The sequence below is a fragment of the Actinomycetota bacterium genome, from assembly GCA_005888325.1.
GTDB lineage: Bacteria > Actinomycetota > Acidimicrobiia > Acidimicrobiales > AC-14 > AC-14.
Map to the genome: position 1 here is coordinate 26,244 of VAWU01000051.1, position 21,526 is coordinate 47,769.

A 21,526-nucleotide genomic window follows, 5' to 3' on the forward strand; every position below is an offset into this window, starting at 1 on the left:
GCCGCCTACTGTGACCGCATGGCCTTCGACCTGATCATCGAGAATGGGACGGTGGTCGACGGCACCGGCGCACCGCCGTTCCGTGGCGACGTGGCGGTGACCGGGGATCGCATCGTGGCGGTGGGCGAGGTGGACGGCGCCGCCCGCCGCTCCATCGACGCCGACGGGCGCATCGTGAGCCCCGGCTTCGTCGACATCCACACCCATCTCGACGCACAGCTCGCGTGGGACCCGATCGCGACGTCGTCCTGCTGGCACGGCGTCACGTCGGTCGTGCTCGGCAATTGCGGCGTGACGTTCGCGCCCTGCAAGCCCGAGGACCGCGGCTACCTCGCCGAGATGATGGAGTCGGTGGAGGACATCCCCGCTGCGGCCATCCTGTCCGGCCTGCCGTGGGACTGGGAGACCTACGGCGAGTACCTCAGCACGCTCGACCGGCTGCCCAAGGGGATGAACGTCGGTGGCATGGTCGGGCACTGCGCGGTGCGCCACTGGGTGATGGGCGAGCGCGGTCTCGAGCAGGACCCCGCGACCGCCGACGACATCGAGCAGATGGCCGCGCTCGTCGAAGAGGCCATCGGCGCGGGCGCGCTCGGGTTCTCGACGTCGCGCACGATGCTGCACCGCGTGCCCGACGGACGGGCCGTCCCCGGTACCTACGCGCAGACCGACGAGCTGTTCGCCATCGCCGACGTGCTCGGCAGGTGGAAGCGCGGCGTGTTCGAGGTGGCGCCGAAGCTCGGCGAGGGCGACGGCGCCGACTTCGCCAACACCCGCGCCGAGGTGGCGTGGATGGCGGAGGTCAACCGCACCACCGGGCGGCCGGTTACCTTCGGCGTGGCCCAGAGCGACTTCCGGCCTGGCCTGTACGAGCACGTGTTGAAGTTCGTCGACGAAGAGGCCGCCGCGGGCGCGCAGCTGCGTCCCCAGACCACCGCCCGCGGGATCGGCCTGCTGTTCGGCCTGCAGGCGCGCACCTTCTTCGACGGGCTTCCCGCCTGGCGGGCGCTGCGGCCGCTCGACCTCGAGGCACGCCTGGCCGTGCTGCGCGACGACACCCGTCGCGCCGCTCTCGTGCAGGAAGCCGTCGCCAGCCCGCCGCCATTCGACTTCAACGGCGTGTACTTCCTCGGCACCGGCGAGGCGCGCTACACCTACACCCCCGCCGACAGCCTGGCCGCGTGCGCGGCACAGGCGGGCGAGTCGGTGCCGGAGACGTTCGTGCGGGTCGCGCTGGAGAGCGATGGCCGCGCCCTGTTCACCTGGCCCTTCCTCAACCAGCGCACGGACGCGGTCGAGGCGATGCTGCACCATCCGCAGCTCGTGCTCGGTCTCGGTGACTCCGGGGCCCACGTGGGCCTGATCATGGACGCCAGCCTGCCCACGTTCTTTCTCTCCCACTGGGTGCGCGACCGTCGGATCTTCACGCTCGAGGAGGGCGTGCGCCGGCTCACGAGCGACACCGCGGAGCTGTTCGGCATCACCGACCGCGGCGTCATCCGCGAGGGCGCCTACGCCGATCTCAACGTGTTCGACCTCGACGGCCTGCGCCTCCCGCTGCCCGAGTACGCGCACGACTTCCCGAACGGCGCCGGCCGCTACATCCAGCGCTCCGCCGGCTACGACGCCACCATCGTGAACGGCGAGGTGTTCATGGCCGAGGGCGAGCACACGGGCGCCCTAGCCGGCACCCTGCTCCGCAGTTGAGCGAGCGGGCCGCATCCAATTGGTTCGCGGGCGCGGGCCTCGGGCTCTTCGTGCACTGGGACCACGCCAGTCAACAGGGTCTCGAGATCTCGTGGCCTCTCGTCGGCGGCACCTTCGCGCTGCCCCTCGGCCAGTCGGTGACGGTCGAGCAGTACCACTCGTCGGCGGCGACGTTCGCCCCCACCGCATGGGACGCCGCCGCTCTCGCCCGCACCGCGCGCGACGCCGGTGCCACCTACGCGGTGCTCACCGCCAAGCACCACTCGGGCTACGCGATGTTCCACACCAAGCTCTCCGAGTTCTCGATCGAGCACTCGCCGTTCGGGCGCGACATCGTGCGCGAGTTCGTCGACGCCGTGCGCGCCGAGGGTCTGCGCGTCGGCCTCTACTTCTCGCTGCCCGACTGGAGCGCGCCGGACTACCCCCCGTTCACCGAGGCGGACAAGCCCTACCGCTTCGGCTACTCGCCACCCGTGCCCGGGCCCGAGCGGTGGGGCCGCTACCTCGAATACCTGTCCGGGCAGATCACCGAGCTCCTCACCAACTACGGCCGCATCGACGTGCTGTGGTTCGACGGCGGATGGGAGCGGTCGGCGGCGCAGTGGGGCGGGCGCGAGCTGATCGAGCTCATCCACTCGCTGCAGCCCGACATCCTCGTCAACGACCGTCTGCCGGGGTTCGGCGACTACGAGACGCCCGAGCAGTTCGTTCCCCCTCGACCACCCGGCCGGGCGTGGGAGGCGTGCATGACGATGAACGAGAGCTGGGGCTACAACCCCACGGACACGCACTACAAGTCGGCGCGTCAGCTCATCCACGCGTTGTGCGAGGTGGCCGGGCGCGGCGGGAACCTGCTGCTCAACGTCAGCCCGCGCGGGGACGGGACGCTGCCGCCCGAGCAGGTCGAGCGCCTGCGAGCCGTGGGCGAATGGATGCGCGCCAACGGCGAGAGCATCACCGGCACGACTGCGGGACTCGAGCCGTGGCAGTTCTACGGTCCCAGCACGCGGCGCGGCGACCGCGTCTACCTGCACCTGCTCATGCGACCGTACGAATCGGTCACGGTCCGGGGCGTGCCGATCAAGCGCGTGAAGTCCGTGCAGGCTCTGGCGACCCGCGCCGAGCTCCGCCACAGCACGCGCACGGGCATCATCGACTCGCTGACCGAGGATCCGCACGGCGAACTCACGATCGAGGTTCCCGCCGACCTCGTCGACGCCAACGCGACCGTGCTCGCCGTCGACCTCTCACCCGCCGGTTCATGAGGCTCGGCACCTCGCTGCGCAGCGGCTACGTGATCGACGATGGGCGCGCCGGAGCGCGGTGGATGATCGAGCGGGCGCGGGCCGCACGCGACGCAGGGCTCGACTCGCTCTTCGTCGGCGACCACCACGGCGTGCCCGTCCCCTACTACCAGAACGCCCCGATGCTCGGCCGGCTGTTGGCCGAGTGGGACGAACGGCCGGCCGGCGCGCTCTACCTGCTCCCGCTGTGGAACCCGGTGCTCGTCGCCGAGCAGGTCGGCACGCTGGCGACCATCGCGGCCGGGCGCTTCATCATGCAGTGCGCCATCGGCGGCGGCGCCGAGCAGTTCGCGGCCATGGACGTCGACATCCACCGACGCGTCGCCCGCTTCGAGCACGCGCTCGACATCGTTCGCCGTCTCTGCGCGGGCGAGAACGTCGACGGCACGCAGATCGCCCCCGTGCCCCCCGAGCCGCTCGAGGTGTGGATCGGCGGTCACGCGCCGGCGGCCGTCGACCGCGCCGCCCGCCTGGGCGATGGCTGGCTCGCCGGCCCTGAAGCGACGGTCGACCAGGCCCGCACGCTCGTCGCCACCTACCACGAGCGGTGTGCGGTGCGAGACCGAACTCCGACCGCCGTGGCGATCCGCCGCGACGTCCATGTCGGTGCGGACGACGCCGACGCGGAACGGGTGGCCGGGCCGGTGCTCGCGCGCGGCTACCGGGGCTTTGACCCGTCCGCGTGCGTGGTGGGGGGTCCGGAGCGCGTGGCCGAGCAGCTCCGCGAGCTCGCGGGGATGGGCTATACCGATGTGATCGTGCGCCACCTCGCCGACGGGCAGGCCGACGTGCTGGCCTCGCTCGCGCGGCTGGCCGACGTGCGGGCCGCGATACTCGACGCATGATCGCGGCCTTCTCCGTCACTCCCCTCGGACTCACCGATTCGGTGGGCGACCTCGTCGCCGATGCAGTACGCGTGGTGCGCGACAGTGGCCTTCCGTCGGAGACCAACGCCATGTTCACCAACGTCGAGGGTGAATGGGATCAGGTGATGGGCGTGATCAAGGCCGCGGTCGACGCCGTCGCCGCACGCGCGCCCCGTGTGAGCGTCGTCATCAAGATCGATCACCGGCCCGGCGTCGACGACGCACTGCACGCAAAAGTCGAGTCACTCGAGCGCCGTCTGCGCTGACGGCTCTGCGCCGCGCCCTCCCCGGGTCGCGCACCTCGATGTAGAGGGCCTTGACGACGCCGACGAGCGGCGTCGCGAGCAATGCGCCGGGCACACCTGCAGCCGACGCGCCCACGAGCGCGGCGAGCATGGTGGCCGGCGGCGAGAGGTCGACCGCCTCACCTACGACCACCGGCTGGATGACATGGTTCTCGAGTTGCTGGTACGCGAGGAAGTACACGACGCAGATCAACGCGGTCGTGGGCCCCTTGGTGAGGCCGAGCGCCACGAACATCGAGCCGCCGAGGAAGCCGCCGATCTGGGGGATGAGGTTCGTCGATGTCGTCCAGAGCGCGGCGACCGGGGTGAGGGGGAGCTTCAGGATCACGCCCATGATGAGCACGCCGGTGCCGGCCAGGAGCGCGACCAACAGTGAGCCCGCGAAGTAGCGGCCCACGACTTGGTAGAACGTCTCGCCCGCGCGGTCGACGAACGCCCGTCGCGAGAGAGGCACCGCCCGGCGCAGCCCGCGTACGACGCGCGAGCCGTCGAGCAGGAGCGTGATCGTGATGAGGACGATGGCGAGCGCGGCCAGCACGCCACTCAAGACCGACTGGCCCGCATGGGCGACCCGCCCCGGGTTCTCGCCCAGGCGCTCGGGCAGGTTGTCGATCCAGTCCTTAAGCTTGCGCGGAACGTCGTTCGTACGGATCTTGTCACCCACGATCGGCAGGTCCTGCAGCCGATCGAGCACCCGCGGCAGCTCGCGCTGGAAGTCACGGGCCTGGCTTGCGACCGGGGGACCGAGCAGGAAGACGAGCCCGGCGATGACCCCGAGGAACGTGCTGAGCACCACGCCGACGGCGACGCTGCGGCGGATCTTGAGCCGCGCCTGAGTGCGGAGCACGACCGGGTTCAGTGCGAGTGCGAGGAGCGCGCCGATCGCGAGCCAGGTGAGCGAGCGCGACGCCGCCCGGGCCACGGCGGTCAGCAGGGTGAGCGCGAAGAGGCTGACGAGCAGGGCGAGGATGGAGCGGGGGTCGAGGTCGACGATCCTGACGTCGGTCTCCTCGTCGCGGACGGCTCCCTCGTCGCGGAAGGCTCCCCCGTCGCGCGAGGCTCTCCCGTCGCGCGAGGCCATCCCGTCCGGAGGCACGCCGCTACTGTAGCGATCGATGCCGAACGGCCCGACGACACCGTCGGACCGCCCACGCGCTCCGACCACCCTCCTCGTCACCCCCCGGTCGGTGGTCGCCGCGGTGGCCCTGCTCGGCTTGGGGCTCGTCGTCCTCGCGGTGCTGAGCTCGTCCACGCGCGTGCTCGGGTGGCTGCTGGCGAGCGGCGTGGTGGCCAGCCTGCTCTCACCGGCCGTCACCCGTCTGAGCGCGCACATCCCCCGCGTCCTGGCCTTCCTCACCGTCCTCGTGGTGCTCGTCGTCTGCGTGGGGGGCGTCGTCTGGCTGCTCGTCGACGATGTGCACACCCAAGCCGACCGCCTCCGGCGCGAGGCGCCCGCGGCGGCGCGACGCATCGAGCGGTCCGAGCGGTGGGGTGAGCCGGCGCGGGCCTTCAAGCTCGAGGCGCGCACGCGCGACTTCGTCCGCGAGCTGCCGCTCACTCTGCAGGGCGGTGACCAGGCCGAGGTGCTGCGCGCCACGGCGAGCCGAAGCGTCGCATTTCTCGCCGCCGGAGTGCTCATGATCTTCCTCATGATCCACGGCCATCGCCTCTTTCACGCGGGACTCGCGCAGATCCGCGACACCACCCGACGACGACGCGTGGAGGAGACGGTGGTGGGCGCCCACCGGCGGGCGCTCATCCACCTCGCGTGGCGGCTGGTGGTGTTCGCGGTCGTCGGAGTCGCCACCAATCTGATGATGCTTGCCGCCGACGTGCCGGGGCCGGTGGTGCTCGCCCTGTTCGTGGCCGCCTGGAGCCTGGTGCCCACGGTCGGCATCGCCATCGGCACCATCCTCGTGATCATCCTCGTGGCCGCGCTCACGTCGACGTCGACTGCGATCCTCGTGGCCGCCGGGCTCCTCGTCCTCCAGGCGGCCGAGATCCTGGTCGATCGCCGCTACGTGCATCCCGCGGTGCAGGTGGGCCCGTTCCTCAGCCTGTTCGCGTTGATGGTCGGCCTCGAGGTCTACGGCCTGGGCGGTGCGCTCGTCAGCATCGCCGTCATCACCTGGCTGGCGGCGCTGGTCGTGCAGATGGCGCCCACCGACGAGGACGTGATCGAGGCGTCCGACCTCGGCATCGAGGGCATCGGCACCGGGACGGTCGGCGAGGGGCCATGAGCGACGACAGTGGGGACCGAGAGCGCGGCGCGTCAGCCGACCCGGCGGAGGGCAGCCGCACCGCGATCATCGCCGCCTTCTTCGCCAACCTGGGCATCGCCCTCGCCAAGTTCGTGGGCTTCTTCTTCACCGGCGCGGCGTCGATGCTCGCCGAGGCGGTGCACTCGGTGGCCGACACGAGCAACCAGGGCCTGTTGCTGCTGGGCGAGCGCAAGGCCCGTCGACGCCCGACGCCCGAGCATCCGTTCGGTTTCGGCACCGAGCGCTACTTCTGGGCGTTCGTCGTCGCGCTGGTGATCTTCACCCTCGGCTCGTTGTTCGCGCTGTTCGAGGGTGAGGAGAAGCTGCGCAACCCGCACGAGCTCGACTCGGCGGGCTGGGCGGTCGCGATCCTGCTGCTGGCGATCGTCTTCGAGTCGCTCTCGCTACGCACCGCGGTACGCGAGAGCCGGCACGTCAAGGGCGACGAGTCGTGGTGGGCGTTCATCCGCCGGGCCAAGGTGCCCGAGCTCCCGGTCGTGCTGTTGGAGGACACCGGCGCGCTCGTCGGCCTTGCGTTCGCGTTGTTTGGCGTGAGCCTCGCCGAGTTCACCGGCAACGCACGCTTCGACGCGGCGGGCAGCATCGCCATCGGCGTGCTCCTGGGCGTCATCGCCATGATCCTCGTCGTGGAGATGAAGAGCCTGCTCATCGGCGAGGCGGCGTCGCCCGAGGTGACGACGAACATCGCGCGAGCGATCGAGTCCGCGCCCCACGTACGCGGCCTGATCCACATGCGCACGCAGCACCTCGGGCCCGACGAGCTGCTCGTGGCGGCCAAGCTCGAGTTCGCGCCCGATCTCACCATGCCCGAGCTGGCTCAGGCGATCGACGACGTGGAGGCGGCGATGCGCGCGGCCGTGCCCGCGGCCCGCGTGATCTACCTCGAGCCCGACATCGCCCACGCCCGGGCTACGGGTACAGCCGCGGGTTGAGCGGGCTCGCCGCCGGCTCGCCGGGCTCGACACCCGGCAGCCACGTCCTCAGGTCGTGCCGACGGAAGCCGTGGTCGGGTTGCGCGGCACGGAGACCGTCGGCGAAGTAGATCACCGTCATCACCGACCGCACGTTGCCCGTCGGGTTGGCGTCGGCGCGGTGCAGGGTCCATCCAGCGTGAAATGTGGCGTCGCCCGCGGCCGCCTCGCCGTGCGTCCTCAGCGCGATGCCTCGTTCCTCGACGAGCGCTTGGAACGCGGCGTCAGACTCGTCGGAGATGCCGAACCGGCCGAGGTAGCCGAGCTTGTGGGTGCCGGCGGCGAACGTCATCGTGCCGATCTCCGCGGGAACGTCGACGAGCGGCATCCACATCGTGATGGTCCGGTCGCTGTCGAAGGGCCAGTAGAACTGGTCCTGGTGCCAGGGCGTGTGCCCGCCGCCGGCCTCCTTGAACAGCGCCTGGTCGTGATAGAGGCGCACGCCCTCGACGCCCAACAGCTCCGCCGCGATCCTGGCGAAGCGCCGCGCGGTCACGAAGCGCCGAACACCCTCGTCGTGCACCCACAGGTTGGTCACCTGGAGGAAGGCTCTGCTGTAGGTGTCGCGCGCCTCGATCGGACGCGTCTCGGTGGAGTGCTTCTGCGTCGCCGCCTCGATCACGGGCCGGTACGCCGCGATCTCTTCCTTCGCGCAGACACCGCGCAGCACGGTGTGGCCTTCTCGCTCGAACTCGGCGACGCGGTGCTCCGGCACCGCGTAGTCGCTCGACAGATCGGGCAGAGCCGCGGACACGGCGGCACGGTAGCGCGAGCTCCGGCGCCTCGACCGGGCCCTGCCCACCGTGCACGTCGGCGAATCGACAGCCGACCTCGACCGCGAGCTCGGCGAGCTGACCGAGCAGGAGCGGGCGCGGCGCTGAGGGCGTAGCGTCGGGGCATGGACCTGGTGCTCCGTGGCGCAAGACTGGTCGACGGCACGGGCACGCCGGCCCGTGCCGCCGACGTCGGGATCGACGACGGTCGCATCGCCGCAATCGCGGCGCCGGGTGAGCTGCCGGCCGGCACCGGGCGGGCCGACGTGATCGAGCTCGACGGGCTCGTCCTCGCTCCCGGCGTCGTCGACATCCACACCCATTTCGACGCGCAGGTGCTGTGGGACCCCGACCTCACGCCGTCGTCGTGGCACGGGGTCACGACGGTGGTGATGGGCAACTGCGGCTTCGGCATCGCGCCGACGCGACCCGAGCACCGTGCGACGATCGCGCGCACGCTCGAGAACGTCGAGGGCATGTCGTTCGAGGCGCTCGAGGCCGGCATCCCCTGGACGTTCGAGAGCTTTCCCGAGTACCTCGACACGCTCGACGCCACGCCGAAGCGGCTCAACGTCGGCGCCATGATCGGTCACACGCCGCTGCGCCTCTACGTGCTCGGCGACGACGCGACGGAGCGGGCCGCCACCGACGACGAGGTGGCGCGCATGCACGACATCGTGCGTGAGGCGATCGACGCGGGTGCCATCGGGTTCGCAACGTCGAAGTCGCCGACACACTCGGGGGCCTGGGGCAAGCCCGTACCCAGCCGCTTGGCCGAGAAGGACGAGGTGTTCCGCATCGCCGCCGCCCTGAAGGACGCGGGCCGCGGCATCGTGCAGGTGACGCCCGGGGCGGGGCTGTTCCTCGACGAGTTGGCCGAGCTTGCGAAGCACGTGGGCCGGCCGGTGTCGTGGACCGCGCTGCTCACGGGTCTGTTCGGGCGGGGCAAGGCGGTCGACCTGGTCGAGCGCACGGCCGCGCTCGGAGGCGAGGTGTGGCCGCAGGTCGCGTGCCGCCCGCTCGTCATGCAGCTCAACCTGGCCGACCCGTTCGCGTTCGCCATGCTGCCGGCGTTCAAGGAGGTGCTCGCCCTCCCCCGCGAACAGCGCGCAGACCTGTATGCGGACCCGGAATGGCGCGAGCGCGCCCGACCCGAGGTGGCGTCGAGCTGGGGCTCGCGTTGGGAGAAGGCGTCGGTGCAGGAGACCGCACGGTTCGGCGCATTGGTGGGTCGACCGCTGACCGAGGTGGCGGCCGAGCGCGGCACCGAGCCGTTCGAGGTGGTGGTCGATCTCTCGCTCGAGGAGGACCTGCAGACGCGCTTTCGCATCGTGCTCGCCAACGACGACGAGGAGGAGGTGGGCCGGCTGCTGCAGGACGGGCGCACCCTGCTCGGGCTCTCCGACGCGGGCGCGCACGCGAGCCAGCTCTGCGACGCCTGTTTCTCCACCCACCTGCTCGGGCACTGGGTGCGCGAGTTGGGAGTGCTCTCGCTCGAGCAGGCGGTGTGGCGTCTCACCGGGCACCCTTCGCAGGTGTTCCGCCTGCGCGGGCGGGGCCTCGTGCGCGAAGGGTTCGCGGCCGACCTGGTCGCGTTCGATCCCGACACGGTGGGCGTCGAGCCGATGGAGCGCGTGTTCGACCTGCCCGGCGGAGCCGACCGGCTCATCGTCCACAGTCGCGGGATCGAGCACGTGTGGGTGAACGGCACTGCGATCCGGACCGACGGCAAGGACGTCGACGACGCCCGTCCGGGCGTCCTGATGCGAGGAGGCGCCCCATGAGCGCGAACGAGCTGCGCGTGATCTCTGCCGACAGCCACGTGCTCGAGCCCCACGACCTGTGGACCTCGCGACTGGCCGGCGGGCCCTTCGCGGACCGCGCCCCGAAGATGGTCGAGGACGAGCACCACGGCCACGTGTTCGTCATCGAGGGCCTCCGCCCGTTTCCCGTCGGGCTGGCGGGCGCGGCGGGCAAGTCGTCGAAGGAGCTGCGCTGGACGGGCGACCAGGTCGAGTCGCTGCGATCGGGCGGCTGGGACCCGGTGGCCCGCCTGGCCGACATGGACATGGACGGCATCGCGGCCGAGGTCCTCTACCCGTCGGTCGGGATGACGCTCGCGCAGTCGACCGACGTCGACTACCAGCTCGCGTGCATCCGCGCCTACAACGACTGGCTGGTCGAGTACTGCGAGGCGGGGCGGGGCCGGCTGGTGGGGTTGGCGATGATCCCGACCGTCGAAGTCGACGCGGGGGTGACCGAGGTGGACCGCACCGCCGACGACGGCTTGCGCGGGGCGATGGTGCCGGGCATGCCCGCCGACGGTCATTATGCCGAGGCCCGCTTCGACCCGCTGTGGGCGGCGCTCGCCCAGCGGGAGATGCCGGTGTCGTTCCACATCCTCACCGGCGCGATGGGCGGCGACCCCACGCTGCGATCGGGGATCCTCATGATGACGGTGATGAGCGTCGTGCAGCAGATGCAACAGACGCTCGCGCTGTTGATCTTCGGCGGCGTGTTCGATCGCCATCCCTCGCTGCGGGTGGTCTCCGCCGAGCACGACGCAGGCTGGGTCGCGCACCTCGCCTACCGGCTCGACCAGATGTACGAGCGCCATCACAACTGGCTGGGCCGCAACGCGGCGCCGATCCGCCGCCAGCCCAGCGAGTACCTGCGCGACAACTGCTGGTTCACCTTCCAGAAGGACCCGGTGGCGGTGGAGACGCGCGAGCGGGTGGGCATCGGCCAGCTGATGTGGGCGAGCGACTACCCGCACTCCGACTCGACCTGGCCCCACTCCCGCAAGGTCATCGAGCGTGACTTCGCGGGCGTCGGCGACGACGACCTGGCCGCCATCGTCGGGGGCAACGCCGTCGCGTTGTACGGCTTGTAGCCGTCAGACGTTCGGTCGCGCCGTCACGGCTCGGTCGGGCCGCTCTGGGCCGCCCCGGCCGAGCGGGTGAAGACGTCGGTGACACCGTTGCCGTCGCCGCTCACCATGCCGGCGTCGTCGGTGGCGAACGCCACCCAGTTGCCGTCGCCCGAGAGGTCGGCGGTGTCGACGCGCGAGGCCGGCGTGCCCGAGCCGTTGGTGCTCACGTTCCTGGGCGGACTGCCCGTGGGATCGGTGAGGTACCAGCCGTTGCGGCCCGAGATCGTGGCCTCGAAGGCGATCACGCCTCCGTTGTCGGAGAGGGCCACCTGCCGGGTCTGGGCGAAGTTGGCGAACACCTCGTGGAGCCCGGGCGCGTTGAGGTCGTAGGTGAACAGTGGCCCTCCGCTCGTGCTCCCGAACAGCACCGCGACGAGGTGCCCGTCGCCCGACAGCGCGAGGTTGAAATACGTCTGGTACTGGTGCGACAGCGTCCCGCTGGCGACGTTGGCGACGATCGTTGCGGTCGCGGTGTTCGCCACCGCGATGGCGTATGACGCGTCGCCCGTGCCGTTGTCGAGGGGGGCGAAGCCCCCGTACGCGATGCGCGTGCCGTCGTCGGACAACGGCGACGGATAGCCCGAGAAAGCGATGCCGCCGCCCACCTGCGGCATCAGCGTGGTGGTGTTGTTGAGGGTGTCGCGTACGTAGGGCCCGGTCAGCACACAGCAGAACGACATGAACTGGACGTACGCGTTGAACGACACGAACCGGCCGTTGCCGCTGATGGCCGGGTCGATCGCATCCTGGATGAACGGGTCGCCGTTGGGCTGGATGCTCACCACCTGCGTCGTGTTCATGACGCGATCCCGCAGCACAACGTCGGTCTTGCCGTCGCCGTCACCGGGGAAAAGGTTCGACGCGTTGGTCTCGAACGCGACGTAACGGCCGTCGTCGCTGATCGCCGGGTCGCGGCTGGGCCCGTTCGCCTCGGTCGCCGCGCCGGCGACGCTGACACGTTTGGTCTTGTTCGCCACGTGGTCGCGGACGAACACGTCGCTCGCCCCGTTGAGGTCGTTCCCGACGAGGTTGGTGGCGCTCGAGTCGAAGGCCACGACCCCGCCGTGCTGGGAGAGCGAAGGATGCGTGCTCGAGGCGTTGCCTTCGGTCCCGAGCCCGGACTGATTGGGCACCGAGGAGCGGGTGATCCAGGTGCAGCCCGCCAACAGCATGGGAGCCACGACCAGCACGAGGGCGCGCCTCATGCCGTGAGTTTCGCGCTTCAACGTCTCGCCCGCCATGCCCGGATCTCGTCGCCCGACGTGATCGGCGGAACGGCGCCGGCCCTTACGCAGGGGCAGGCTTCCGTTGGTCAACTGGTCGCTCTGCGCCGCGGAGCGCATCCATGCGAGCGAAATCGGGAGCCAATCCGGAAGGAGCCGCGCTGATGATCCTCATCGTCGTCAAGCACCCGGTGCGTCCGGAATACGCCGACGACTGGACCTCGCTGGTCGAGGAGTTCACCACCGCCACCCGTGCGGAGCCCGGCAACATCTCTTTCGATTGGTACCGCAGCGCCGAGGACCCCAACCTGTGGGTGCTCATCGAGACGTTCCGGGACGGCGCGGCTGGCAAGGCACACGTCGACTCGGCCCACTTCAAGTCCGCAATCGCGCGGCTGCCGCGGTTACTTGCCGACGTTCCACAGATCGTCAACGTCGAGGTTCCAGGTGAGCAGTGGGACCGGATGGCCGAACTGGACCTCGAAGGCGAACCCGAACCGTAGGCCAACCATGTTTGCCGACACCCGCATCACGCTATCGAACACCTGTTCGTCTGTCGCGGATCGCGACTAGAATTCCGGCTGTGTTGGTCGAGCGAGCGTTCACCAAGGCGGCCCGGCAGTTCGCGGGCGAGACGCGCAAGGAGACCGACATCCCCTACCTCTCCCACCTGATGTCGGTCGCGGCGCTGGTGATGGAGGCGGGCGGTGACGAGGTGCAGGTGGCGGCCGCGTTCCTGCACGACTCGGCCGAGGACAAAGGCGGGGAGGCCGAGCTCGGGCGCATCGAAGCCGAGTTCGGCGCCGAGGTCGCCGCCATCGTGCGCGACCTCTCCGACAGCCTGGTCGACACCACCGCCGGCCAGACCAAGGAGGCGTGGGGCCTGCGCAAGCAGCGCTACATCGAGCATCTGCGCGAGGCGCCCGAGCGGTCGCTGGTCGTGGCCGCCGCCGACAAGCTGCACAACGCCCGGTGCATCCTCTCCGACCTCCGGCAGCACGTCGACGTGTGGAACCGGTTCAACGAGAACGACCCCGAGCGACAGCTCGGGTACTACCGCTCGCTCGCCGCGGTCTTCCACGAGCGGCTTCACTCGCCGCTGTCCGACGAGCTGAACCGCACCGTCGCCGAGCTCGAACGCCTGGTCGGGAACGACAAATGAGCGACGCGGCGCCGCTCGCGTGGCAGCCCTCGTTGCTCGCGGGAGCGACCGAGCCGGCGATCGACGTCGGGTTCGCGACACTCGCGCGTGTCCAGCTGGACGAGACCGCCTGGGTCGATCGGGCACCGGGCTGGCTGTCGGGCAGCGACGACGTCTTCCACCAGTTGCGAGAAGGAGCGCCGTGGGAGCACCACGTCGTGCCGATGTACGGGCGCATGGTCGACCAGCCCCGGCTCACCGCCTGGTGGAGGCTCGAGTCCGGCGAGCCGCCGTTCCTGCCGCTCATCGAGGAGATGCGTCTTGCCCTCTCGCAGCGCTACCGGGTGACGTTCGACTCGGCGGGGCTCAACCTCTATCGCGACGGCCGCGACAGCGTGGCCTGGCACCGCGATCGCATCGCACGCGAGATCGACGATCCGCTCGTCGCCATCCTGTCGGTCGGCGAGCCTCGCCGGTTCCTGCTCCGTCCCGGCACGGGCGGAAGGAGCCGGGCGCTCCTCCTCGGACGCGGCGACCTGCTCGTCACCGGCGGCAGCACGCAACGCACATGGGAGCACACGGTGCCCAAGGTCGCCAAAGCGGGCCCGCGCATCAGCATCACCTTTCGCCACGGCGCGTGAGCCCGGCAGCTGCTACACCTTGACGATGGCATTCGCGCACAACGGCGACGTGGACCTGTACTACGAGACGTTCGGCAGCCGGGACGACCCCGCGCTGCTCTTGGTCAACGGGCTCAGCAGTCAGTGCATCGCCTATCGCGAGGAGTGGTGCGAGAAGTTCGCGGCCGAGGGGTTCCGCGTCATCCGGTTCGACAACCGAGACGTAGGCCTGTCGTCCAAGCTCGACGGCGCGGCGATGCCGTACACACCGAGCGACATGGCCGCCGACGCCGTCGCCGTGCTCGACGCGGCGGGGGTCGAGCGCGCGCACGTCATGGGCGTGTCGATGGGCGGGATGATCGTGCAGACGATGGCGATCGAGCACCCCGACCGGCTGTTGTCGATCACGTCGGTGATGTCGACCACCGGCGACCCCGACGTCGGCAACCCGGCACCCGACGCGCTGCGGCTCATCCTGTCGCCACCACCCGAGAGCCGAGACGACTACGTCGCGCGCCATCTCGAATCCGCGCGCACGTGGGGCAGCCCCGCGTGTTACGACGAGCCCCGGCTGACGGACAATGCCGCCGAGGCCTACGACCGATGCTTCTACCCTGAAGGTCAGGCGCGCCAGATGGCTGCGATCATCGCCGCGGGCAGCCGCACGGCCGCGTTGGGCGACGTGCGCACGCCGGCGCTGGTGCTGCACGGCGACGCAGACCGGCTCGTCGATCCGAGTGGTGGTCGGCGTACGGCCGAGGCGATCCCCGGCGCCCGCTTCGTGCTCATCGAGGGCATGGGGCACGACTATCCGCCCGAGTACTGGGACCGGCTGGTGTCGTTGGTGACCGAGCACGCCCGCGCAGCAACCGCCTGAGCGCGCCGGTCAACCGAAGGTGAAGACGCGCTGCCACGCGTCCAACACGCTCTCGTCGCCGAGGCGCTCGACCTCGCCGAGCGTCGGCCGCTGGTACAGCAGCAGCTCGAGGTCGGAGACCGCGCCGCGAAGCGCGAGGTCCGCCTTGGCGTGGCGGCGCTCGACCTGGAGCCCGTCGGGGTCGAGCGTGAGCAGCCACTCGTCGTCGCGATCGGTGCCGTGCAGGTGCAGCGTCTCGCCCTCGCCCCGCCCGGCGCGGTCGGACGCGGCGTCGACCATGTAGAAGATCTCGTCGATGCCGTCGGCGGCCAGGGCGGCGTCGACGGGTTGCGGGGCTCCCCCGGCGAGCTGGGCGTCGAAGCGGTGGATGGCGAGCTCGTGCGCGCACCGGCGGGCGACGAATCGAGCGGACTTGTCGTCGGCCCAGGTCCACACGGCGGTCTCCGGCGGTGTCGCGCGCAGCTCGTCGACGAGCAACGGCGCCAGGCTCGCGTACCAGTCTCCGAGCGGCTGGCCGAGCCGGTGCTCGGGAATCGGCGCTTTGGGGCGACCGGTGCCTTCGCACAGCACATGGGCCCAGAACCCGGTGAAGCCACCGACGTGCTCGGCGAGGTCGGCGAGGGCCCACTCGGGACACGACGGGACGCGTGCATCGGGTTCGGCGTTGCGGAAGGCGGCGATCATCGCCTGCGTGCCTCGTTCCGCGGCGTCGACGTGCTCGGCGTAGTCCATGGCCGGATCGTACGACAGACGGATGCTCGTCAGGCGAGTCGATGGAGCGGCAGCCAGGGAGACGCACGACCAGCTCGCAGGTCGCGCGCCAGGGGAATTTGGTCGAGGTCGGCGCGGAGGGGAGTGACATCGCCCTCGTCGCCGTAGTAGGTCCCCACTTCCTTTCCGTGGACGGCCTCGTAGTCGAGAAGGTTCACGTATTCGGCGGCGGCCGCGACGAGCGCGGCGATGTCCTGGGCTTCGAGTGATCTGGCGATGTCCCAGATGTAGACGACCTGGTGGATGGTGAAGGACTCGCGCAGGCTGTCGAGCATCGCCCAACAGTCGCGAACCAGCGCTTTCTCGGCGACAGAGAGCCGCTCGGCCCCCCGGCACCCGTCAGGGTCGCGGACCGGCTCGGGCGCCCGGCTACCGGGCTCGTGGTAGGTGACGTCGGGGTCCTCGGTCCACCGCTCGGGTGGGATCGAGTCGCGCCGAACGTGCTCCTGGCCGCAGGCCAGGCACGTGAAGACGTAGTCCCAAACGGCAGCGTCCGGATGCTCCTCGTGGCTTCCCGGCATCGGCGGGAGCCAGGCACCGCAGCGTTCGCACTCGCCCTGCCTCCAGTGGGCCGCGGTCTTGGTGCCGTAGGAGACGAGGCGCGCCCTCATCGGCCGTAGAGGTGGCCGGCGGCGACGAGCACCCGGTCGCCACGGCCGAGGTGAGCCAATGGCCCCACCGATGCCGACAACACGAGATCGCCTCCCGTCAGGTCGTCCCAGAACCCGACACCGTGGTAGTCGCCAGCGTGCTCGCGGCCCGACCACTCCACGGGCGACCCGATCTCGAAGCCCGTCATCCAGACGTAGACGCGCACGGTCTGACGAGCGACCGGCCACTCCTCTCCGAGGTGCAGGAGGTTGGCGTGCAACACGCGCGGGCCGACCGCGAGCCGCTCGTGCATGCGGGTGACATCGAGCCCGTCGAGAACCTTGACGTTCGACCGTGGGGCTCGGCGTGCTCTGATCCATCGGCGCACGCCTGACGGTACGAACGAGGCGTGACGGAGCCGAGATCTCCTACTCCGGTCTGAGGCGGCCAACCGCGCCGGCCGGTACCGTCGACCTCGTGCGCAGGCGGCTCGCGACCGTGCCCGACGTGGTGCAGGACGCGCTGCTCGCCGTCGTCCTCGCGGCCGTCGCCATCGCCAGCGTCGTCATCGTCGCCCATCAGCACGAGGACCCGCACGAGCACGCGCCCGCGCTCGCCATCGTGCTGCTCCTCGTCGAGCACCTGGTCCTCGTGGCCCGCCGGCGGCACCCGGTGGCGATCTGGCTCGTCACCGGGATCGCCGCCTGCGTCTACGGCATGGCCCCCTACGTCGACCCTCCGCTCCCCTTCGGCGCCCTCCTCGGCGTCTACACCGTCGCCGCCTACACACCCCGGCGCACAGCCCTGCGCGCCGCCGTGGCCACCGCCATCTTCATCACGGGCAGCCTCGCCTCGAGGTGGGCCGACGCGAGCTTGGGCGACTGGTTCACGGCCTTCGTCACCGTGGGCTCGGCCTGGCTGCTCGGTGCCTATACCGTCGAGCTGCGCGACCGCGCCGCCAAGCAGGCGAGGCAGGCGGCGGCCGATGAACGGCTGCGCATCGCCCGCGAGCTCCACGACATCGCCGCGCATCAGGTGAGCGTCATCGCCATCCAGGCCGAGGCGGGCCAGGCGCTGCTCCCCGACCAACCTGCGCGGGCGGCAACCGTGCTCGCCACCATCGGCGACGCGGCGCGCGACGCGCTCACCGAGCTGCGACGCGTGCTCGGCGTCCTGCGCGACGTCGACAGGGACGCGACGGCGAGCCCGACGAGCGCGGCAACGGAGCCCCAGCCCGGTCTCGACGACCTCGACGACCTCGTCGCGCGCGTTCGCGACGCCGGCGTCGCCGTCGACCTCACCGTCGAGGGCAGTCGTGACGTACCACTCCCGGACGGCGTCGACCTGTCTGCGTATCGCATCGTGCAAGAGGCGCTGACCAACGTGCTCAAGCACGCGGGATCTGCGCGCGCGGAGGTGAACGTTCGCTTCCTGCCTCATCAGCTCGATCTCGAGATCCGCGACGAGGGGTGCGGGGCGACCCGCACCAACGGCGGCCACGGGCTCGTCGGCATGCGGGAGCGCGTCGACCTCCTCGGCGGTGAGCTGACCGCCGGCAACCGGCCTGGAGGTGGGTTCGCAGTGAGCGCGCGTCTTCCACGGTGAGCATCCGCGTCCTCGTCGTCGACGACCAGGCCCTCGTGCGCGCCGGCTTCCGCATGATCCTCGACGCCCACGACGACATCGAGGTGGTGGGCGAGGCCGAGAACGGCGAGGTGGCCGTCGCGCAGGCTCACGCCCTGAAGCCCGACGTCGTGCTCATGGACGTCCGTATGCCGGTGATGGACGGGATCGAGGCGACGCGCCGGCTGGCGGGCTCCGACGCGCGCGACCCGGTGAAGGTGCTGGTGCTTACGACCTTCGACCTCGACGAGTACGTGTACGAAGCGCTGCGCGCGGGAGCCAGTGGCTTCCTGCTGAAGGACGTCCCCCGCGACGAGCTCGCTCGCGGCATCCGGGTGATCGCGGGCGGGGAGGCCCTGCTCGCACCGTCGGTGACCCGCCGCCTCGTCGAGGACTTCGCCCGCCGCCCCCTGCAGGCGGACCGCTCCGCCCGGCTCGACGTCCTCACCGGACGCGAGCGTGAGGTGCTCGAGCTCGTCGCCCGGGGCTTGTCGAACACGGAGATCGCCGAAGCGCTCTACGTGAGCGGCGCGACCGTGAAGACGCATTTCGGCCACGTGCTCATGAAGCTCGACCTGCGCGACCGGGTGCAGGCGGTGATCCTCGCGTACGACGTCGGGTTGGTCGCCCCCGGCGGATGACCGTGTCTCCGACCGCAGTCGGAGACCACGTTCACGCCCCGGGCTGACGACGCCGGGCCCACGTTCCCGTACCGTCCGAATCATGTTCACGCGCCTCGGTCAGTTCACGTTTCGCCGCCGTCGCCTCGTCATCACCGTCTGGGGTGCGCTCACGCTGCTCGGCGTGCTCGCCGCCGCCGGTGTCGGTTCGTCACTCACATCCGACGTCGATACCGCTCCCCACTACGAGTCGCAGCGAGCCAATCGACTGCTCTCTCGCGCGGGGGGCGACGACGGGCACATCTACGCGGTCGCCCAAGGCGCGCGGCCCCCGGACGTTGCCGCCGCGGCCGACGACGTGCGTCATCTCCGGGGCGTTGCCCACGTGCAGGACGGCATCCGCTCGCGCGACGGCAGGTCGATCGCGGTCGATGTCGCGTTCGCCAAGGGGCAGAGCGACGAGGAACGGAGCGCAGCCGTCGATGCCGCTCGAGACCGGCTGCGACGCATCTCGGCCCGTCGGGTGGTCGTCGGTGGCGACCTCTTGCAGGATGAAGAGTTCTCCGCCCAATCACAGAAGGACCTGCAGCGCGGCGAGGCCGTCGCCCTGCCCGTCGCACTAGCCACCATGATCGTGATCTTCGGCGGCGTCGTGGCGGCCGGCGTTCCTCTTCTCATCGCGCTCGCCGGGGTGTCGGGCGCGTTCATCTTCCTCCTCGCCACCACCGCGCTCGGCGACGTGTCGGTGTTCGCCGTCAACGTCGCCACCATGTTCGGCCTCGGACTCGGCATCGATTACGGCCTCCTCATGGTGAACCGCTTCCGCGAGGAGCGCGCGGCCGGCCTCGAGATCGAGCACGCGGTCGAGCGCACCGTCGCAACGGCCGGGGTGACCGTCGCCTTCTCGGCCCTCACCGTCGCGGTCGCCCTCTGCGGCCTGTTCGCCCTCGACGTGCCCGCGCTCCACTCCATCGCCGCCGGGGGCATCGGCGTGGTGCTCGCGGCCATGGCCGCCGCCCTGACCCTTGCCCCCGCGCTGCTCGCGGTGGCGGGCCGGCGCATCGGCGTCGGACGCGTGACGGCCGGGGTCGCGGGCTGTCACGGCTACTTCGCTCGCATCGCCCGGCTGGTGCAGCGGCGGGCGGTGCCCGTAATCCTCGTCGTGGGGCTCGGGCTCGTCGTCGTCGCCACGCCGCTCCTGCACGCGAGCTTCGGGCGGCCCGACGGCCGTTCGCTCCCGCGCTCGTCGCCGTCGCGTCAGCTCTGGGACATCGGACACGCACAGTTCCCGGCGCAGGTGGCGGAGCCGGTGACGGTGGTGGCGCGCACGTCCTCGACCGACCCGCGGCTCGAGGCATGGGTCGACGAGGTGCGCGGGCTTCCCGGCGTCCGTTCGGTGGCAGTCGACGACCGCAGCGGTATGTCGGTGGTCGACATCGTGCCCGCAGGTGACGGACAGAGCGAGGCCGGACAGCGTCTGGTGCACTCGCTGCGCCGTGACCGACCTGCGTTCCCTGTCCTCGTCACCGGCAACGCCGCAGAGATGGTGGACTTCAAGGCCGCGCTGTTCGGTCGGCTTCCGACTGCGCTCGCGATCGTCGCCCTCGCCACGCTCGTCCTGCTCTTCATCATGACCAGCTCGGTCGTGGTGGCGTTGAAGGCGTTGGTGATGAACGCGCTGTCGCTCGGCGCCACGCTGGGCGTGCTGGCGTGGGTGTTCCAGGAAGGTCACCTGTCGGGCGTGCTGGGCTTCGAGTCGACGGGCTCGCTCGACGTGCTCGCTCCCGTCCTCGTGCTGCTGTTCGCCCTGGGCCTGTCGACGGACTACGAGGTGTTCCTGCTCTCGCGTATCAAGGAGGTGTACGAGCGCATCGGCGACAACGACACCGCGGTCGCCGAGGGGCTGCAGCACACCGGCCGCATCATCACCTCGGCCGCCCTGCTCATCGTCGTGGTGTTCGCGGGCTTCGCGACCGGGGGCTTCCTCGTGGTCAAGGAGCTCGGGCTGGGCCTGGCGGTGGCGGTCGTGATCGACGCCACCTTCGTCCGCACCCTGCTCGTGCCGGCCGCCATGAAGCTGATGGGCGACCGCAACTGGTGGGCCCCGCGGCCGCTCCGCCGGCTGCACCGGCTCACGGCCGGCCCCGGGAAGCCCGAGGTCCGTGCGGCTACGTTCGCGCCATGAGTGACATACCGCAGCCTCCCCCTCCCCCACCGCCGCCTCCACCGCCGCCCGGCGGCTACCAACCGCCGGTCGGTGTCGTGCCCGAGGCCGTCGGTGGCGTCTACTACAGCCCCGGTCTCGTCATCCTGCTCACCATCGTCACGTTCGGGATCTGGGGCGCGCTCTGGACCTACCGCACCAGCGAGGACCTCAAGAAGTACACCGGCGACGGCCTCGGCGGCGTGCTCGGCGTCGTCGTCTACATCATTCTCTCGATCGTCCTCATGTTCACGATCCCGAACGAGATCAAGAACATGTACGAACGCGATGGTCGCCAGAGCCCGGTCACCCCGCTCTGGGGCCTCTGGTTCCTGTTGCCGCTGATCGGCAACATCATCTGGTACCTCAAGGTGCAGCAGTCGCTCAACGAGTTCTGGATCAGCAAGGGCGCGCGTCCCGCGTAGGACGAAAAATCTTCGATTGGTGCTTGCCGCTTGTCGGTGGGGCCTGCTACCATCGAACATACGTTCGCTTCCCCGTGAGCTGCAGCCCTGGACGTGGAGTAGGTCATGCGTCTGCAGGAGATGGAAGCGGCGTTGCGTGACTTCGTGGCCGGCCTCGACCCCGAGGCGCTGTAGGTCGACGCGGCTGTCGCATTCGTCGACGCGTTCGTGTCCATGGAGAAGCTGGTGGCTGCGGGCAAGGCGCTGGCCGCCCGAAGGGTGGCCGAGTCCGACCACTGGCGAGGTGCGGGTG

Annotated in this window: 22 protein-coding genes; 16 read left to right on the plus strand and 6 right to left on the minus strand. The window is 70.6% G+C overall.

The window, feature by feature from the left end:
- The first annotated feature begins 18 nt into the window (after positions 1–18).
- The 4 genes from E6G06_15860 to E6G06_15875 are packed head-to-tail and all read left to right on the plus strand — an operon-like array spanning position 19 to position 4,143.
- Positions 19–1,707: a D-aminoacylase gene (locus tag E6G06_15860; GenBank protein ID TML88631.1), complete on the plus strand. Its 1,689-nt coding sequence runs from the start codon at positions 19–21 to the stop codon at positions 1,705–1,707.
- Positions 1,704–2,972 carry an alpha-L-fucosidase gene (locus tag E6G06_15865; GenBank protein ID TML88632.1) on the plus strand — a complete coding sequence of 423 codons (1,269 nt, stop codon included), beginning with the start codon at positions 1,704–1,706 and terminating at the stop codon, positions 2,970–2,972. The genes E6G06_15860 and E6G06_15865 overlap by 4 nt, the downstream gene beginning before the upstream one ends.
- The gene (locus E6G06_15870; protein ID TML88633.1) at positions 2,969–3,856 is read left to right on the plus strand and encodes an LLM class flavin-dependent oxidoreductase; all 888 of its coding nucleotides are present in this window, start codon (positions 2,969–2,971) and stop codon (positions 3,854–3,856) included. Before E6G06_15865 ends, E6G06_15870 begins: the two co-directional genes overlap by 4 nt.
- Entirely contained in the window at positions 3,853–4,143 is a 291-nt protein-coding gene (locus E6G06_15875; GenBank protein ID TML88634.1) for an MTH1187 family thiamine-binding protein, read from the plus strand. Before E6G06_15870 ends, E6G06_15875 begins: the two co-directional genes overlap by 4 nt.
- Here the strand turns inward: E6G06_15875 and E6G06_15880 are convergent.
- On the minus strand, positions 4,067–5,278 hold the full coding sequence (locus tag E6G06_15880; protein ID TML88635.1) for an AI-2E family transporter: 1,212 nt from the start codon (positions 5,276–5,278) through the stop codon (positions 4,067–4,069). The two genes, E6G06_15875 and E6G06_15880, sit on opposite strands and share 77 nt — an antisense overlap.
- A 19-nt stretch (positions 5,279–5,297) precedes the next feature.
- Here E6G06_15880 and E6G06_15885 point away from each other — a divergent pair, with 19 nt between their 5' ends.
- Positions 5,298–6,422 (plus strand): AI-2E family transporter, encoded by a 1,125-nt coding sequence (locus E6G06_15885; protein TML88636.1) that lies wholly within the window; start codon positions 5,298–5,300, stop codon positions 6,420–6,422.
- Positions 6,419–7,396, plus strand: a complete 978-nt coding sequence (locus tag E6G06_15890; GenBank protein TML88637.1) for a cation diffusion facilitator family transporter — start codon at positions 6,419–6,421, stop codon at positions 7,394–7,396. The genes E6G06_15885 and E6G06_15890 overlap by 4 nt, the downstream gene beginning before the upstream one ends.
- Here the strand turns inward: E6G06_15890 and E6G06_15895 are convergent.
- The gene (locus tag E6G06_15895) at positions 7,374–8,189 is read right to left on the minus strand and encodes a phytanoyl-CoA dioxygenase family protein (GenBank protein TML88638.1); all 816 of its coding nucleotides are present in this window, start codon (positions 8,187–8,189) and stop codon (positions 7,374–7,376) included. The two genes, E6G06_15890 and E6G06_15895, sit on opposite strands and share 23 nt — an antisense overlap.
- Positions 8,190–8,333: 144 nt before the next feature.
- On the opposite strand from E6G06_15895, the gene E6G06_15900 reads away from it, so the two are divergent.
- Entirely contained in the window at positions 8,334–9,992 is a 1,659-nt protein-coding gene (locus E6G06_15900; GenBank protein TML88639.1) for an amidohydrolase, read from the plus strand.
- The gene (locus E6G06_15905) at positions 9,989–11,101 is read left to right on the plus strand and encodes an amidohydrolase (protein ID TML88640.1); all 1,113 of its coding nucleotides are present in this window, start codon (positions 9,989–9,991) and stop codon (positions 11,099–11,101) included. Before E6G06_15900 ends, E6G06_15905 begins: the two co-directional genes overlap by 4 nt.
- Positions 11,102–11,124: 23 nt before the next feature.
- On the opposite strand, the gene E6G06_15910 is transcribed toward E6G06_15905, so the two are convergent.
- A complete protein-coding gene (locus tag E6G06_15910; GenBank protein TML88641.1) occupies positions 11,125–12,345 on the minus strand; it encodes a hypothetical protein in 1,221 nt (406 codons plus the stop codon).
- A gap of 182 nt (positions 12,346–12,527) precedes the next feature.
- Between E6G06_15910 and E6G06_15915 the strand changes: the two genes are divergently transcribed.
- The 4 genes from E6G06_15915 to E6G06_15930 all read left to right on the plus strand — a co-directional run bounded on the left by E6G06_15915 (position 12,528) and on the right by E6G06_15930 (position 15,001).
- Positions 12,528–12,866, plus strand: coding sequence for an antibiotic biosynthesis monooxygenase (locus tag E6G06_15915; protein TML88642.1), 339 nt, complete (start codon positions 12,528–12,530; stop codon positions 12,864–12,866).
- 71 nt (positions 12,867–12,937) lie between these two features.
- A complete protein-coding gene (locus tag E6G06_15920) occupies positions 12,938–13,525 on the plus strand; it encodes an HD domain-containing protein (GenBank protein ID TML88652.1) in 588 nt (195 codons plus the stop codon).
- Positions 13,522–14,145 carry an alpha-ketoglutarate-dependent dioxygenase AlkB gene (locus tag E6G06_15925; protein ID TML88643.1) on the plus strand — a complete coding sequence of 208 codons (624 nt, stop codon included), beginning with the start codon at positions 13,522–13,524 and terminating at the stop codon, positions 14,143–14,145. The genes E6G06_15920 and E6G06_15925 overlap by 4 nt, the downstream gene beginning before the upstream one ends.
- A gap of 25 nt (positions 14,146–14,170) precedes the next feature.
- The gene (locus E6G06_15930; protein TML88644.1) at positions 14,171–15,001 is read left to right on the plus strand and encodes an alpha/beta hydrolase; all 831 of its coding nucleotides are present in this window, start codon (positions 14,171–14,173) and stop codon (positions 14,999–15,001) included.
- Between the two features lie 9 nt (positions 15,002–15,010).
- On the opposite strand, the gene E6G06_15935 is transcribed toward E6G06_15930, so the two are convergent.
- Genes E6G06_15935 through E6G06_15945 form a run of 3 tightly spaced genes read right to left on the minus strand, consistent with a single transcriptional unit; the run spans position 15,011 to position 16,751 of the window.
- Positions 15,011–15,733 carry a maleylpyruvate isomerase family mycothiol-dependent enzyme gene (locus E6G06_15935; protein TML88645.1) on the minus strand — a complete coding sequence of 241 codons (723 nt, stop codon included), beginning with the start codon at positions 15,731–15,733 and terminating at the stop codon, positions 15,011–15,013.
- A 29-nt stretch (positions 15,734–15,762) separates the two neighbouring features.
- Complete coding sequence (locus E6G06_15940) at positions 15,763–16,383, minus strand: hypothetical protein (GenBank protein ID TML88646.1); 621 nt, start codon at positions 16,381–16,383, stop codon at positions 15,763–15,765.
- The gene (locus tag E6G06_15945; protein ID TML88647.1) at positions 16,380–16,751 is read right to left on the minus strand and encodes a hypothetical protein; all 372 of its coding nucleotides are present in this window, start codon (positions 16,749–16,751) and stop codon (positions 16,380–16,382) included. Before E6G06_15945 ends, E6G06_15940 begins: the two co-directional genes overlap by 4 nt.
- 89 nt (positions 16,752–16,840) lie before the next feature.
- Between E6G06_15945 and E6G06_15950 the strand changes: the two genes are divergently transcribed.
- From E6G06_15950 to E6G06_15965, 4 genes are all read left to right on the plus strand, one after another.
- Positions 16,841–17,968: a sensor histidine kinase gene (locus E6G06_15950; GenBank protein TML88648.1), complete on the plus strand. Its 1,128-nt coding sequence runs from the start codon at positions 16,841–16,843 to the stop codon at positions 17,966–17,968.
- Entirely contained in the window at positions 17,965–18,627 is a 663-nt protein-coding gene (locus tag E6G06_15955; GenBank protein ID TML88649.1) for a response regulator transcription factor, read from the plus strand. Before E6G06_15950 ends, E6G06_15955 begins: the two co-directional genes overlap by 4 nt.
- An 82-nt stretch (positions 18,628–18,709) precedes the next feature.
- On the plus strand, positions 18,710–20,791 hold the full coding sequence (locus E6G06_15960; protein TML88650.1) for an MMPL family transporter: 2,082 nt from the start codon (positions 18,710–18,712) through the stop codon (positions 20,789–20,791).
- Positions 20,788–21,234: a DUF4234 domain-containing protein gene (locus E6G06_15965; GenBank protein ID TML88651.1), complete on the plus strand. Its 447-nt coding sequence runs from the start codon at positions 20,788–20,790 to the stop codon at positions 21,232–21,234. Before E6G06_15960 ends, E6G06_15965 begins: the two co-directional genes overlap by 4 nt.
- The last annotated feature ends 292 nt before the right edge of the window (positions 21,235–21,526 follow it).

Coding starts and splice junctions, on each gene's coding strand:
- E6G06_15860 (TML88631.1), top strand. CDS start 19: ATGGCCTTCGACCTGATCATCGAGAATGGGACGGTGGTCGACGGCACC.
- E6G06_15930 (TML88644.1), top strand. CDS start 14,171: ATGGCATTCGCGCACAACGGCGACGTGGACCTGTACTACGAGACGTTC.
- E6G06_15905 (TML88640.1), top strand. CDS start 9,989: ATGAGCGCGAACGAGCTGCGCGTGATCTCTGCCGACAGCCACGTGCTC.
- E6G06_15885 (TML88636.1), top strand. CDS start 5,298: ATGCCGAACGGCCCGACGACACCGTCGGACCGCCCACGCGCTCCGACC.
- E6G06_15925 (TML88643.1), top strand. CDS start 13,522: ATGAGCGACGCGGCGCCGCTCGCGTGGCAGCCCTCGTTGCTCGCGGGA.
- E6G06_15940 (TML88646.1), bottom strand. CDS start 16,383: ATGAGGGCGCGCCTCGTCTCCTACGGCACCAAGACCGCGGCCCACTGG.
- E6G06_15875 (TML88634.1), top strand. CDS start 3,853: ATGATCGCGGCCTTCTCCGTCACTCCCCTCGGACTCACCGATTCGGTG.
- E6G06_15890 (TML88637.1), top strand. CDS start 6,419: ATGAGCGACGACAGTGGGGACCGAGAGCGCGGCGCGTCAGCCGACCCG.
- E6G06_15960 (TML88650.1), top strand. CDS start 18,710: ATGTTCACGCGCCTCGGTCAGTTCACGTTTCGCCGCCGTCGCCTCGTC.
- E6G06_15910 (TML88641.1), bottom strand. CDS start 12,345: ATGAGGCGCGCCCTCGTGCTGGTCGTGGCTCCCATGCTGTTGGCGGGC.
- E6G06_15965 (TML88651.1), top strand. CDS start 20,788: ATGAGTGACATACCGCAGCCTCCCCCTCCCCCACCGCCGCCTCCACCG.
- E6G06_15900 (TML88639.1), top strand. CDS start 8,334: ATGGACCTGGTGCTCCGTGGCGCAAGACTGGTCGACGGCACGGGCACG.
- E6G06_15870 (TML88633.1), top strand. CDS start 2,969: ATGAGGCTCGGCACCTCGCTGCGCAGCGGCTACGTGATCGACGATGGG.
- E6G06_15935 (TML88645.1), bottom strand. CDS start 15,733: ATGGACTACGCCGAGCACGTCGACGCCGCGGAACGAGGCACGCAGGCG.
- E6G06_15915 (TML88642.1), top strand. CDS start 12,528: ATGATCCTCATCGTCGTCAAGCACCCGGTGCGTCCGGAATACGCCGAC.